Source organism: Vibrio sp. M260121, from assembly GCF_036533715.1.
Taxonomy (GTDB): Bacteria; Pseudomonadota; Gammaproteobacteria; order Enterobacterales; family Vibrionaceae; genus Vibrio.
This window is the reverse complement of record NZ_JATABF010000050.1, coordinates 23,323-36,926: the sequence shown is the minus strand read 5'-3', so window position 1 is coordinate 36,926 and position 13,604 is coordinate 23,323. Positions and strand designations below refer to the sequence as shown.

11 protein-coding genes, 1 tRNA gene, 1 rRNA gene and 1 riboswitch are annotated in these 13,604 nt (G+C 46.2%); of the genes, 11 read left to right on the top strand and 2 right to left on the bottom strand.

Translation table 11 applies throughout. The features are described 5' to 3' along the window. Positions 1-23: 23 nt before the first annotated feature. The 10 genes from rrf (at position 24) to thiH (ending at position 9,194) form a co-directional block, all read left to right on the top strand. Positions 24-140 (top strand): 5S ribosomal RNA (gene rrf / locus QTO06_RS21840). Positions 141-171: 31 nt separating this feature from the next. Beyond that, a tRNA-Asp gene (locus tag QTO06_RS21835) sits at positions 172-248 on the top strand. 403 nt (positions 249-651) lie between these two features. Next, the gene (locus QTO06_RS21830; RefSeq protein WP_331409766.1) at positions 652-2,034 is read left to right on the top strand and encodes a multicopper oxidase family protein; all 1,383 of its coding nucleotides are present in this window, start codon (positions 652-654) and stop codon (positions 2,032-2,034) included. Between the two features lie 122 nt (positions 2,035-2,156). Then, positions 2,157-2,540, top strand: coding sequence for a fluoride efflux transporter CrcB (gene crcB, locus QTO06_RS21825; protein WP_005430379.1), 384 nt, complete (start codon positions 2,157-2,159; stop codon positions 2,538-2,540). Between the two features lie 61 nt (positions 2,541-2,601). Further along, positions 2,602-2,700, top strand: a riboswitch (TPP riboswitch). Between the two features lie 165 nt (positions 2,701-2,865). After that, positions 2,866-4,806: a phosphomethylpyrimidine synthase ThiC gene (gene thiC, locus QTO06_RS21820; RefSeq protein ID WP_331409765.1), complete on the top strand. Its 1,941-nt coding sequence runs from the start codon at positions 2,866-2,868 to the stop codon at positions 4,804-4,806. Further along, the gene (locus QTO06_RS21815; protein WP_331409764.1) at positions 4,806-6,221 is read left to right on the top strand and encodes a thiamine phosphate synthase; all 1,416 of its coding nucleotides are present in this window, start codon (positions 4,806-4,808) and stop codon (positions 6,219-6,221) included. Before thiC ends, QTO06_RS21815 begins: the two co-directional genes overlap by 1 nt. Beyond that, positions 6,208-6,981 (top strand): HesA/MoeB/ThiF family protein, encoded by a 774-nt coding sequence (locus QTO06_RS21810; protein WP_331409763.1) that lies wholly within the window; start codon positions 6,208-6,210, stop codon positions 6,979-6,981. The genes QTO06_RS21815 and QTO06_RS21810 overlap by 14 nt, the downstream gene beginning before the upstream one ends. Positions 6,982-7,019: 38 nt before the next feature. Further along, positions 7,020-7,274 carry a sulfur carrier protein ThiS gene (gene thiS, locus QTO06_RS21805; protein WP_005378804.1) on the top strand — a complete coding sequence of 85 codons (255 nt, stop codon included), beginning with the start codon at positions 7,020-7,022 and terminating at the stop codon, positions 7,272-7,274. A 5-nt stretch (positions 7,275-7,279) separates the two neighbouring features. Then, positions 7,280-8,047 carry a thiazole synthase gene (locus tag QTO06_RS21800; protein ID WP_005397059.1) on the top strand — a complete coding sequence of 256 codons (768 nt, stop codon included), beginning with the start codon at positions 7,280-7,282 and terminating at the stop codon, positions 8,045-8,047. 34 nt (positions 8,048-8,081) lie between these two features. Then, positions 8,082-9,194: a 2-iminoacetate synthase ThiH gene (thiH, locus tag QTO06_RS21795; RefSeq protein ID WP_039988745.1), complete on the top strand. Its 1,113-nt coding sequence runs from the start codon at positions 8,082-8,084 to the stop codon at positions 9,192-9,194. A 113-nt stretch (positions 9,195-9,307) separates the two neighbouring features. Here the strand turns inward: thiH and QTO06_RS21790 are convergent, their stop codons facing one another. Then, positions 9,308-11,098, bottom strand: a complete 1,791-nt coding sequence (locus QTO06_RS21790) for an aminopeptidase P family protein (RefSeq protein ID WP_331409762.1) — start codon at positions 11,096-11,098, stop codon at positions 9,308-9,310. 203 nt (positions 11,099-11,301) lie between these two features. Then, positions 11,302-12,243: a LysR substrate-binding domain-containing protein gene (locus QTO06_RS21785; protein WP_005447244.1), complete on the bottom strand. Its 942-nt coding sequence runs from the start codon at positions 12,241-12,243 to the stop codon at positions 11,302-11,304. A 107-nt stretch (positions 12,244-12,350) separates the two neighbouring features. On the opposite strand from QTO06_RS21785, the gene QTO06_RS21780 reads away from it, so the two are divergent. Further along, positions 12,351-13,544 (top strand): multidrug effflux MFS transporter, encoded by a 1,194-nt coding sequence (locus QTO06_RS21780; protein WP_201773543.1) that lies wholly within the window; start codon positions 12,351-12,353, stop codon positions 13,542-13,544. Positions 13,545-13,604: the final 60 nt, after the last annotated feature.

The following is a 13,604-nucleotide window of genomic DNA, read 5'->3' as shown; positions in this document are numbered from 1 at the left end:
AGTTTTCCAGATTAAAGAATTTGCTTGGCGACCATAGCGATTTGGACCCACCTGACTTCCATTCCGAACTCAGAAGTGAAACGAATTAGCGCCGATGGTAGTGTGGGGCTTCCCCATGTGAGAGTAGGACATCGCCAGGCTTTAAATTTAGACTTTAGGTCTAACCAGTGCGGAGCGGTAGTTCAGTTGGTTAGAATACCGGCCTGTCACGCCGGGGGTCGCGGGTTCGAGTCCCGTCCGCTCCGCCACTTATTCAGACAAAGCCCTAGCAGAAATGCTAGGGCTTTTTCGTTTGCGCTATTATTTTGGTCTACGACCAACGAGTCCCGCTTGCGTGCAAGCCCAGCCGCTCTACCACTTATTTAGAAAGCCTTGCTAGAAATAGCAAGGCTTTCGTCGTTTTTAGAGCCTTCAATTTCCTACTTGCTCTAGCCTTATTTACCATTAAGCTCCTTCCTTCTTAAACCGATCTCTTTTACTTACTATATGTATGTAGGTGCTTACTACCTTTTTAGTGCCCACAATATATGGATCTTCACTTACAATCTCTGACCCTAAGCATCATAAGTGCACATCTTTAAAAGATAAGTGAGAATCATTATTAATATTTAGTTACACTCACATCAATTGGAATAATGAGTGACTAAATACATGGATATATCTCGTCGACGCTTTCTTCAATCTTCCTTAGCGATCTCTGCGCTTACCTTTCTGCCTGCATGTTCTCTATCTAAGAGTACTAACAAACAAGGTCAGCATATATACGACATCACTGCAGAGCCTTCTATTGCTGAATTAGTACCAGGGTTTAATACGGATGTACTCGCGTTTAATGGATCGATTCCAGCTCCTACGATTCGTTGTCGCCAAGGCGAGAAAGTTATTATCCGATTTACCAACAAGCTTTCAGAGCCAACTACAATCCACTGGCATGGCTTGCGAATCCCTATTGAAATGGATGGTGTCCCTTTCTTGAGCCAGCCGCCAATCATGCCGGGTGAAACATTCGTTTATGAATTTACACCGCCAGATGCGGGTACGTTTTGGTATCACCCACATATGAATAGCGTTAAGCAGCTTGGTATGGGGTTAGTTGGTCTAATTATCGTTGAAGAGGCTGAGCCTGTTCAGTTTAATGAAGAGCATGAAGTCGTTCTCAAGCATTGGCATTTAGACAAACAAGGTCAGTGGAAGAATCTAATGGTGCCGCGCTTGAGTGCACGCATGGGAACGCCAGGAGAGTGGGGTAGTGTTAATGGTGTTCATGAACCTGTTTATGCGTTGAAGCAGAATGCTACCACACGATTAAGAATTGCTAATGTCGATAACACCATTACTTACCCGATCGCTATAGAAGGAGCAGAGGCTTGGGTTATTGCTATTGATGGGAATCCTGTTAAAACGCCTTATAAGCTCACTCAACACAAAATTGGTCCGGGAATGAGGTTAGATGTCGGATTGATTGCTCCAAGGGCAGGAGAACGTGTTTATGTGCGTCAAATGAAAGGGCGCTTCCCATTCCCTTTGTGTGAGTTCGAAGTTGTTGAGTCTGACCTGCCGACCAATCAGAAACTGCCTTTATTGCCTCTTAACCCTGTGCCTGATCTTGATTTGGAAAATGCTGAGCAAATTGATTATGTGTTTGAATGGGAGGGGGCAGTCACTCCTGCCGATAAATCGGGCAAAGCGATACCTAAGTTTTGGCTAATGAATAAACGAGCTTGGGAGGGAATGAGTAAAGATAATATTCCTGCGCCGCTTTCAACATTGGAGGTGGGAAAAACCTATATCTTCAACCTTAAGAACGTCACCCAATATCATCATCCTATTCATCTTCATGGACATACATTTACCGTTCTTGAATTAGATGGCAAAAAACTCGATGAGCCGTTTCATACCGATACGGTCTTACTTGGAAAAAATGGCAGTGCGAAAGCGGCATTTGTTGCAGATAACCCAGGGCGTTGGATGTACCATTGTCATGTGATCGAACACATGAAGACGGGGTTGATGGGTTATATTGAAGTAAAGTGACTCCTGTAACTTTTTAAATCTTGATAAGTTTTAAGCGTATACTTTGCTGAATTCTAAGATTGTATAATCACTATTGCCGTAAATTTGATTACAATGTCGCCATTAACTTTTCTGGGGGAATTATGGGGCAACTATCCGTTTTGGGTTTTATTGCATTGGGTGGGGCATTTGGTGCATGTTCTCGTTACTTAATTTCTGAACTTTGTGTGATGCTACTTGGTCGTGGTTTTCCATACGGTACATTAACGGTTAACGTTGTTGGCTCATTTATTATGGGTCTACTAATTGCTGCGTTTGAAACTGAGTTAATGGTCACTGACCCATGGCGTCAAATTATCGGGCTTGGCTTTTTGGGCGCATTAACTACATTCTCTACCTTCTCGATGGATAACGTGTTGCTTATGCAGCAGGGTGCCTTCTTTAAGATGGGATTGAATGTATTGCTGAATGTCGTGTTAAGCATTTCGGCTGCGTGGATTGGTTTCCAATTATTGATGCGTAGCTAGCAAAAACACTCAAATCTTAATCAGGTCGGCTTGGTTTAACCAAGCCGTTTTTATATACTGATTTCACTTGTCGGAGTGCCATAAGGCTGAGACCGTTAATTCGGGATCCGTTGAACCTGATCAGATTAGAATCTGCGAAGGGAACAAGAGAAGATATCTACACCAGAGTTCTATCTGGTTGACCTATCAAATAGTCGAATGTTGTTATAGACGAAGAGCACTCGCTCAATCTGTCCTTAATTCGATTCCTCTTGTCGCATCTATCCGCCAAGCATTTTTATCCCAATACTTTTTATCTAAGCATAACAAAGCAAGGAAAAATGCTATGTCGAGTCGCAAGCAAGCGAGACTGGAAGCAAAACAGTTCATTGATACACTCTCGGTACAACCGTACCCAAATTCAAGCAAAGTCTACGTAGAGGGTTCACGTCCTGATATTCGTGTGCCAATGCGTGAAATATCACTCGCTGATAGCCTTATTGGAGGCACAAAAGAAGCGCCTATTTTCGAGCCTAATGAGCCAGTACGCGTTTACGATACCTCGGGTGTATATACAGACCCAGAACACGCCATAGACCTCTACAACGGCTTACCTAAGCTGAGAGAAAGGTGGATTGAAGAGCGTGCCGATACTGAGCTACTTGATGAAGTAAGTTCGGTATACACCAAAGAACGCTTAGAAGATGAAACGCTAGACGATCTTCGTTACGGCAATCTACCACGTATTCGACGTGCTAAAGTTGGGCAGTGCGTGACTCAATTGCACTACGCTCGCAAGGGTATTATCACCCCAGAAATGGAATACATCGCCCTACGTGAAAATATGGGGCGCGCTCAATACCGTGATGAAGTGCTGAATCAACAGCATCCGGGTCAAAGCTTCGGAGCGAATCTTCCAAAAGACATTACCGCCGAGTTTGTGCGTAAAGAAGTCGCCGAAGGTCGCGCGATTATCCCTTCCAATATCAACCACCCAGAATCCGAACCAATGATCATTGGACGTAACTTTTTGGTCAAAGTGAACGCCAACATCGGTAACTCATCGGTCACTTCTTCGATTGAAGAAGAAGTAGAGAAGTTAGTATGGGCAACGCGCTGGGGTGGAGATACCGTTATGGATCTCTCTACTGGACGTAATATTCACGAAACTCGCGAGTGGATTCTACGTAACAGTCCAGTTCCGATCGGTACCGTACCAATGTATCAAGCGCTTGAGAAAGTGAATGGTGTGGCGGAAAACCTTAACTGGGAAGTGATGCGCGATACTCTGATCGAGCAAGCAGAGCAGGGCGTTGATTACTTCACCATCCATGCCGGTTTACTACTGCGCTATGTACCGATGACAGCAAAACGCGTTACTGGCATCGTCTCTCGTGGTGGTTCTATCATCGCGAAATGGTGTTTAGCGCATCACCAAGAAAGCTTCTTATATACCCACTTCCGAGAGATCTGCGAAATCTGTGCTAAGTATGATGTGGCACTTTCTCTCGGTGATGGTCTGCGTCCTGGCTCGGTTGCCGATGCTAACGATGAAGCGCAATTTGCAGAGCTTCGCACCCTTGGTGAGTTAACCAAGATAGCGTGGGAATACGACGTACAGGTTATTATCGAAGGCCCTGGTCATGTTCCAATGCATATGATCAAAGAGAACATGGAAGAGCAGTTAGAGCACTGTCATGAGGCTCCTTTCTACACCCTTGGTCCGCTGACGACAGACGTCGCTCCTGGTTACGATCATATTACGTCAGGCATCGGCGCTGCCATGATTGGTTGGTATGGCTGTGCAATGCTTTGCTACGTAACTCCGAAAGAGCACCTCGGTTTACCAAACAAAGAAGACGTGAAAGTAGGCATGATCACTTACAAGCTTGCTGCGCACGCCGCTGATTTAGCGAAGGGACACCCTGGTGCACAAGTTCGTGATAACGCGCTTTCTAAAGCTCGCTTCGAGTTCCGTTGGGAAGACCAATTTAACTTGTCGCTCGACCCAGATACCGCACGCGCTTTCCATGATGAAACCTTGCCTCAAGAGTCTGGAAAAGTTGCTCACTTCTGTTCGATGTGCGGACCAAAGTTCTGCTCGATGAAGATTTCGCAAGAGGTACGAGAATACGCGAAAGATACTGAGCAAGTTGCTGCGGACCAAGCTATCTCCATCAAAATGCTGGATGATCCTCTTGAGGGGATGCGTCAGAAATCGCAAGAATTTAGAGATACAGGTTCTGAATTATACCACCCAGCAGCACATGCCGAGGTAAGTGACTAATGAGCAAAATCCTTATTCCGTCATCATTGATTGATCTAACAGGATTAGTTCAACAATGTTTGTTGTTGGCGAAGGAACAGGGTTTTAGCATCGAAGACATTGAGTTGGGTGTGAGCCCAACTCAATCTATTCAGCTTGTTCGCGACCAACAGACCACACGCATAACGACAGATCTTATTGATGGTTATCACTCTGAGCATGAGAGTTCATTTATGCTCTATTACCGCTCTGCTTTATCGGTAGAAGCGTGTTCTAAGCAACCGTCGAAAGCGATTTATATTGGCATTGCTGATACGCAGGTATCCGATGAAAAGGAGAAAGTGCTTCAGCTTGATATCTGGCGTCACCCAATTAATAACGAAGTGAGAGCGCTTTCCGTTAAGTCCAAATTCAACGCAATGTTCGATCCCGAACATCACCTTGCTTGGACAGTAACGCTGACAGTACTCGATTTTCCTATCGAAGATGCGTTAACACTTGCTCGAGGAATGCTAACTCAACAAGCGAATGTTTCACGTGAAACACTGTTGAATGACAACCTTGGTGAGGGAAGAACTACTCAGTGGGCTGACCAATTTGATGATTTCCCCACACCTGTACTGGAGGATAGCCGACTAGGTATTCAAGTTGGTTGGTCTGCACAAGGCGAGAGCGTTAGCTTTCCAACTCTGACTAAGCAAAGTTTAGGGCTCTATCCAGTCGTTGATGATGTTGCTTGGATTGAACTTCTATTGCCACTAGGCATCAACACTATTCAACTGCGAATCAAGAACCCACAACAAGCCGATTTAGAACAACAGATCATTCGAGCAATTGAGCTAGGTCGTCAGTATCAAGCACAAGTGTTCATCAATGACTATTGGCAGTTGGCAATCAAGCATGGCGCTTATGGCGTTCACCTAGGACAAGAAGACATAGAAGAATCGAATTTGGCTCAGCTAACTAAAGCCGGCATTCGTCTTGGTCTTTCTACTCATGGTTATTATGAGCTACTGCGCATCGTACAAATTCATCCTAGTTACATCGCGCTAGGGCATATTTTCCCTACCACCACAAAACAGATGCCATCGAAACCACAAGGTTTGGTCCGCCTGGCACTGTATCAAAAGCTGATTGATAGCATTCCTTATGGAAACATAGAGTCGGCTTTCCGTCCTTCAAAAGACAAAGAAGTTAGTGGTTATGTACGAGGCTTTCCGACGGTCGCGATTGGTGGTATTGACCAATCTAATGCAAACCAAGTTTGGCAAACGGGCGTCTCTAGTTTAGCAGTAGTGCGTGCTATTACGTTGGCAGAATCACCTCAATCCGTTATCGAGTTCTTCGCACAACTGATGAAGGAAAGACAGCTAACGTTTACTGATCAGAATAGTGAATTAGCGCATACCAAGAGAGGCGAGCATGCTCACGGATAAGCAGTTCCTTCGCTATCAGCGCCAAGTCGCTCTGCCTGAAATTGCCGAAATTGGGCAAGAGCGTTTGAGCAAATCGCATGTGCTGATCATCGGTTGTGGTGGGTTAGGGAGCGCAGCGAGTTTGTACTTGGCATCAGCGGGTGTTGGTAAATTGGTTGTGGTTGATGACGATGAAGTTGATAGCAGTAACCTACAGCGTCAGATCATTTATCGTGAACAAGACCTCCAAGTTGCGAAAACAAAAGCGACTGTAAAGCAACTCAATGAACTTAATTCTATGGTCCAAGTTCGTGCTCTCAATAAGCGATTAGACAAAGCACAGCTCCAGCTTGAGGTGATGCTGGCGGATGTGGTGCTCGACTGCACCGATAACATGCCAACGCGCCAGCTCATTAACCAAGTTTGTTTCGAACAAAATACGCCGCTCATCTCGGCGGCAGCAATTGGTTGGCAAGGGCAATTCGCTGTCTTTGATTACCAAATACCAAGTGAACAAGAATCGCAGAGTAAAGCCTGTTATCGCTGTTTGTATCCGTTCGACGAATTACCGCAAACGCAAAAGTGCAGAGAGAGCGGTGTCGTCGGTCCGGTGGTGGGTACACTTGGCAACTACCAAGCGATAGCGGCAATTCAAAAACTGGCGACGGGAAAGTTTCATGTCGAGACTGCCAAGTTACACCTGTTCGATGGATTGAAGCTGCAATGGCAAACCATGGCGATAAGTAAAGATAAACAGTGCCAAGTGTGTGCTCAGATTTAGCTTACGAGTAATGGGCAGAATTAAGAGAGTTGGAAGCAATGACGTTATCAGAACAACAAACAACACAAATGACAGCTGCTGACTTAGATGTGATCACTATTGTCATCAATGACCAGTCACATCAAGTTGCCAGTGAGTCAAATTTACAGCAAATCATTAGTCAATTTGCGCTGCCTGAAATGGGCTGCGTTTTTGCAATTAATAACAATGTTGTGCCGCGCAGTGAGTGGGCTAGCACAGTTCTTTCACAGGGAGATAGCATCTCTTTGTTTCAAGCGATCGCAGGGGGTTAAAGTCGATGCTTAAAATTGGTGATAAACAATTCGAATCAAGACTGTTCACGGGAACAGGGAAGTTTGCCAACAGCCGATTAATGGCAGAAGCGATTCAAGTATCGGGTTCTCAACTTGCGACCATGGCGTTGAAGCGTGTGGATGTGAACGACCAACAAGACGATATTTTGCTGCCGTTAGTACAAGCGGGTGTGAACTTATTGCCGAACACCTCAGGTGCAAAGAATGCTAAAGATGCTGTGTTTGCAGCACAATTGGCGAGAGAAGCGTTGGGTACTAACTGGTTAAAACTAGAAATTCATCCAGACCCGAAGTACTTGATGCCCGATCCAATTGAGACACTAGCAGCCGCTGAGCAACTGGTTCGTGAGGGTTTCATTGTCCTGCCTTATTGTCATGCTGACCCGGTTCTGTGTAAACGATTGGAAGAAGTAGGCTGTGCTGCAGTCATGCCATTAGGTGCGCCGATCGGTTCTAACAAAGGGATAGTTTCTCACGATTTCCTAGAGATCATCATCGACCAAGCTAATGTTCCTGTCGTTGTTGATGCGGGTATTGGTGCTCCTTCACATGCCGCGCGTGCGATGGAAATGGGCGCGGATGCCGTGCTCGTCAATACAGCGATTGCAGCTTCGAGCGATCCCGTTGCGATGGCGAAGGCATTTAAGTTGGCGGTAGAGTCCGGGCGTATGGCTTATGAAGCTGGACTTGCCGGTAAGGTTTCTCATGCGGTTGCGTCGAGTCCACTGACGTCATTCCTAGATGAACTTTAGTCCTAGATTGGTTTAGCTATTAAGCGAGGAAAGCATGAGCTTCGTTGAACAATTTAAGCAGCTTAATTGGGATGACATTTCGATGTCGATCTACGCGAAAACGGCACAAGATGTCGAGCGGGCATTGAATAAACCCAAACGTGATTTGGAAGACTTTAAAGCGCTAATTTCACCAGCGGCTGAAGCGTATTTAGAGCAAATGGCGCAGCTGTCATACTCGGCAACTCGCAAGCGTTTTGGTAATACCATGTCGCTTTATATTCCATTGTACCTTTCTAACTTGTGCGCCAATGCTTGTACTTATTGTGGCTTCTCAATGGAGAATAGAATCAAGCGTCGTACCTTGAATAGGGACGAAGTAGCTGCAGAAGTTGAAGCCATTAAACGCATGAAGTTCGATAGCGTATTGCTGGTGACTGGCGAACACGAAACCAAAGTAGGCATGAAATACTTTCGCGAAATGGTGCCTATGATTAAGAAGCGCTTTAACTATTTGGCGATGGAAGTACAGCCACTTGATCAAGACGAATACGCTGAGCTCAAAACATTGGGTTTGGATGCGGTAATGGTCTATCAAGAAACGTATCATCCTTCGACTTACGCCGAGCACCATTTGCGTGGCAACAAGATGGATTTCGAATACCGATTGGATACACCCGATCGTCTTGCAAAAGCAGGCATCGATAAGATCGGTATTGGTGCTTTGATAGGATTGGAAGAGTGGCGTACCGATTGCTTTTATGTGGCTGCGCACTTGGACTATCTTGAGCGCACGTATTGGCAGACTCGTTACTCGATTTCTTTCCCGCGTTTGCGTCCTTGTGAGGGTGCGCTCCAACCAAAATCCGTCATGACGGATAAGCAGCTTGTTCAGTTGATTTGCGCTTATCGTTTGTTGAATCCAGAGGTGGAGTTGTCATTATCGACTCGTGAATCACCGAAGTTCAGAGACAATGCATTACCGTTAGGCATCACCAGTATGTCTGCTGCATCGAAAACTCAGCCGGGTGGTTATGCGATGGATGATGTTGAACTCGAGCAGTTTGAGATCAGTGATGAACGAAGTGCTGGTTCTGTGGAAGATATGATTCGAGCCAAAGGCTTTGACCCAGTATGGCGAGATTGGCACTCGGCGTATTCTGGTTAAGTTACAAATAAAGCCACTGGTCATCGTTATGTTTCACGTGAAACATAAGTAAAAAAAGAGGGTTGATGCAAAACATCAACCCTCTACTTTTTCTAGCTTCTAGCTTCTAGCTTCTAGCTATGTGCTACTGGTAGCGTTGCTTGACGAAGCCACTCTTTCACATCACCTTCAACAAGTGGGCTGATCTCATCCCATACCTTCTGATGGTAATCATTCAGCCAAGCAAGTTCTGGACGAGTTAGCATATCAACGTTGATATTTCGCTTGTCGATTGGACAGCGCGTTAGCGACTCAAATGACAGAACAGGGAAGTCACCGTTAGTTGGGGTTTCAACAACAAGCTCTAGGTTCTCGATACGGATACCAAACGCATCTGCACGGTAGTAACCTGGCTCGTTGGATAGCACCATACCTTCTGTTAGAGGCACGTCGATTTGCTTCTTAGAAATGCTCGCCGGACCTTCATGAACACTTAGGAAGTGACCAACACCGTGACCAGTACCGTGATCGTAATCATAGCCTTCCGCCCACAGGTGCTGACGAGCTAGCGTATCGATTTGGTAACCACGTGTGCCTTTCGGGAAGCGTGCACGAGCAACACCGATGTGACCTTTTAGCGCAAGAGTGAATTGTTTAATCATCTCTTGTGAAGGCTGACCGATCGCAATAGTACGCGTGATGTCTGTCGTGCCATCTAGGTACTGACCGCCTGAATCCACTAGGTAAAGTGTGTTCAGCTCTAGCTTGCCAGGTTCAGGTTGGTTCTCGTGGTTGTAGTGACACATCGCTGCATTGCCACCTGCTGCCGAAATAGTATCGAAGCTAAGATCCATAAGTGTCGGGTCTTCGCTTCGGAACGCTTCTAGTTTGTCTGCCAGCGTCGCTTCATCATGCAGGTTACCAGCAACGACTTCAGCATCTAACCATGATAGGAACTTACTCATCGCCACGCCATCGCGGATATGACATGCTTTCATGCCTGCGATTTCAACTGCGTTCTTCGCCGCTTTTGGCATTAGGCATGGATCAGCTTTACTCACCACAGATGCGCCAGCATTTTGTAGAACCAACTTAAACCATGCGTTACTTGTCGCAGGGTCAACCAGTACATTCTTGCCAGTTAGGGTTTCTAGTCGTGCTTGCAATGCTTCTGGGTGATGAACCGTTACTCTCGCACCAACATGAGCGTCAAACTCAGCAGGTAGGCGAGCTGGATCTAGGAAGTATTCCACGCTTGAATCTGAGTGCAGAATCGCGTGAGAAAGCAGAACTGGTAGACGTGATACATCTAGACCACGAACGTTGAGCAACCAACAGATGGAATCAAGTGCTGTGATAACTGCGTTGTCTGCGCCGGCTTTTTTCACGAGAGCTGCGATTTCTTGGCGTTTGCTTTCACTTGATTGACCAACCGCTTCTGTTGCCATTAGGCGAACATCAGAAACTACAGGAGCAGGGCGGTCGTGCCACAGCTCATCAATTGGGTTGCTGTCGAGAATCTTAAGCTCAAGTGCACCTGCAAGTTTTGCTTGTGCCATGTCTAGCCAAGCAGAGTTGTGCATGCGAGGGTCGATTGCCACAGACGCGCCATTTGCAAGATGGTCTTTAATCCAATCTAGTGCAGGCTCTTCAATCAGGTGACGGTATTCGAATAGATCAGCAGGAACCTGCTTAGTGACTTGTACCGTGTAGCGACCATCAACAAAGATAGCGGCTTTGTCTTTGGTGATTACCGCAGCACCAGCAGAACCAGTAAAACCAGTTAGCCAGTGTAAACGCTCGTTGTGCGCTGGTACGTATTCGCCCAAGTACTCGTCTTCATGAGGGACAAGTAGGGCATCAATATTATGTTGTGCTAGCCATTCGCGAATTGCATTCACGCGGCTTTGGGTATCGTTGTGCATCTGTGTTATTCCTTCAAATTACCGCTCCTTCATGCTCAGGTGTGGGAGCTGTTTCCTTCTGCTTCATGCAGTTTACGATTCCATTGAGGTTCGCAATCACTTCAATAGAGTCGGAGTACAACAGGCCATAGATGAGCCAAAAAGGACTATCGACTGTTAAGCTACTCATTTTACCGTAAGAGCGCAAATCGCGTCCGGGATTTTTATCTAAGATGATCGGTTTTTTGCGTGATCATGGTACGTAGCCAAGTCAAAGCTGGGTCATTTTCTCTGTCTCGGTGCCAGAACAAAGTGTAAGCCATTGGCGGGAATTCGAGTGGCAGAGGCAGCAATGCCATGTCGTGTTGCTTGGCTGCCAGCTTCACAAAGTGGCTTGGCGCGGTAAACACAAAATCAGTGTAAGAACACAAACTGGCGGCACTGTTAAAGTCCGGAACGGTGACTGCGATATCACGTTCGCGACCAATGTCAGCTAGACGATAGTCGAGCAACCAACGGTCGTTGCCATCACAACGTACCTGCACATGACGCAGGGCTAGGTAAGCTTCTAAGTTCCAGTTACCACGCAAAGCCGGGTGGTCTTTACGTACGATACACATTTGGTGGTCACGATAGATTTCCTGCTCACAAATGTCATCTGGCGGCAGCATAGTCAGCTTGGCATCGTTGATGTCGATATCTCGACCTGTCATGCCTAAATCGATTTCACCGCGTTGAATCATCTTGAACGTTTGTTCCGACCAAGAGTGGGTGCTGATGGTCACGCCTGGTGCTTGTTGGAATATTGCCGGCAAGAAGTGGGGCAGAATGAGCGGGTAGACACTCTCCACTGCTGCGATTTGAAAACGGTATTCACTGCTCTGTGGTGAGAACTCTTCGGGTTGAGTCAGCACCTCAAGTTGGTTTATCAACAGATCCAGTTTCGGTTTAAGGAACAATGCGCGCGGTGTTGGCGTTAATCCGTGTGAATTTCGAGTGAATAGGGGATCATCAAATTGGGTACGTAATTTCGCTAAGGATTTGCTTACAGCAGACTGACTCAAGCACAGTCGGTGGGCGGCTCGGGTGACATTCAACTCTTCAATCAGCACTTTAAAACAGACCAGCAAATTGAGGTCGATGCGTGCCAGTTTCTCTACGTTCACAGTGATTTTCCCCATTGGAATAATGGTCATGAGTATACATCATTTCCATTCATATCATCAGATGATTAAGCTTTGCTCAAAAGTTCTTGTTCAATTTGGAGTGTTTTGTGTCTAGCCATATTACAAATAGCAAAAAACAGATGGCGCTGTTGACCATGTTAGTTCTGTTCAGTCCGCTTGCGATTGATATCTATCTACCTGCTTTGCCTCTTATCGCGTCCACTTTTCAGGTAGAAAATGCATTGGCACAAGACACCATCACTTGGTTCCTATTTGCTATGGGTGTTGGTCAGCTATTCGCTGGTCCCTTGGCAGATAAACTCGGACGTCGAACTGTTGCATTGGGAGGCATCACCATCTACGCATTGAGCGCTTTATTGGCGTGGAGTGCTCAAAATATTGAGTGGATGTTGGCGGCTCGCTTGCTACAAGGCTTAGGTGCTTGTGCAACATCTGTAGCAGCCTTTGCAACAGTTCGCGATATCTTTGGTCCGGAAAAAAGCGGCAAAATGATCAGCTACCTTAACGGCGCGATCTGCTTTATCCCAGCATTAGCACCGATTCTTGGTAGTTGGTTAACCCAACAATTTGATTGGCGTGCAAACTTCAGCTTTATGGCGGGTTTCGCTGTAATTGCTGGAGCGATGATGTTCTTTGGAATGAAGGAAACCAACCCTGCAACAGAAAAGCAGGCGGTATTTAAACTAAGCCGCTACTGGGCAGTCTTGAGCACACCATCATTCATCTTCCACGCTTCACTGTGTTTGATGGCGATGGCAGTCATTCTTGCTTACGTGACTTCAGCTCCTGGCGTTCTAATGACAGGCATGGGCTTGTCGATGAATGAATTCACCTTCTGGTTTGGTCTGAATGCGGCGTTCAACATTGCTGCTTGTATGCTTGCGCCTAAGTTCATGGATCGTTGGGGCACACACAATTCACTGGTTGTTGGTATCAGCTTACTGGCGATTTCTGGTGTGATCATGATGGTGATGAAAGAGCACAACACAGCACTGTCTTTCATGCTGCCAATCTTTATCTCATCGGTTGGCTTCGCTTGGATTCTTGGCGCGGCAGCTGGTAAAGCGTTAGAACCGTTTGGTGATAAAGCGGGTACTGCGGCTGCACTACTTGGTTTGTTCCAAATGAGCGGCTCTGGCTTGTTGGTTGGTACGCTACAGCGTTTATCACTGGATCCACAAACCCTGATTGCGATTCATATGTGGGTATTGCTTCCAGCTTTGGTGATTCTGTTTAGCAAAGCAGGTAAGAACTGGCATGCGAAATTGGCGAATGCGTAAAACTCGGTAATTTAGTATTTTCCAATGTACCTAACGCGTGTATATTTGTCGTTCAAACTT

Excerpts from the sequence above, each read along its gene's own strand:
- QTO06_RS21830 (WP_331409766.1), top strand. The coding sequence starts at position 652 with ATGGATATATCTCGTCGACGCTTTCTTCAATCTTCCTTAGCGATCTCT.
- crcB (WP_005430379.1), top strand. The coding sequence starts at position 2,157 with ATGGGGCAACTATCCGTTTTGGGTTTTATTGCATTGGGTGGGGCATTT.
- thiC (WP_331409765.1), top strand. The coding sequence starts at position 2,866 with ATGTCGAGTCGCAAGCAAGCGAGACTGGAAGCAAAACAGTTCATTGAT.
- QTO06_RS21815 (WP_331409764.1), top strand. The coding sequence starts at position 4,806 with ATGAGCAAAATCCTTATTCCGTCATCATTGATTGATCTAACAGGATTA.
- QTO06_RS21810 (WP_331409763.1), top strand. The coding sequence starts at position 6,208 with ATGCTCACGGATAAGCAGTTCCTTCGCTATCAGCGCCAAGTCGCTCTG.
- thiS (WP_005378804.1), top strand. The coding sequence starts at position 7,020 with ATGACGTTATCAGAACAACAAACAACACAAATGACAGCTGCTGACTTA.
- QTO06_RS21800 (WP_005397059.1), top strand. The coding sequence starts at position 7,280 with ATGCTTAAAATTGGTGATAAACAATTCGAATCAAGACTGTTCACGGGA.
- thiH (WP_039988745.1), top strand. The coding sequence starts at position 8,082 with ATGAGCTTCGTTGAACAATTTAAGCAGCTTAATTGGGATGACATTTCG.
- QTO06_RS21790 (WP_331409762.1), bottom strand. The coding sequence starts at position 11,098 with ATGCACAACGATACCCAAAGCCGCGTGAATGCAATTCGCGAATGGCTA.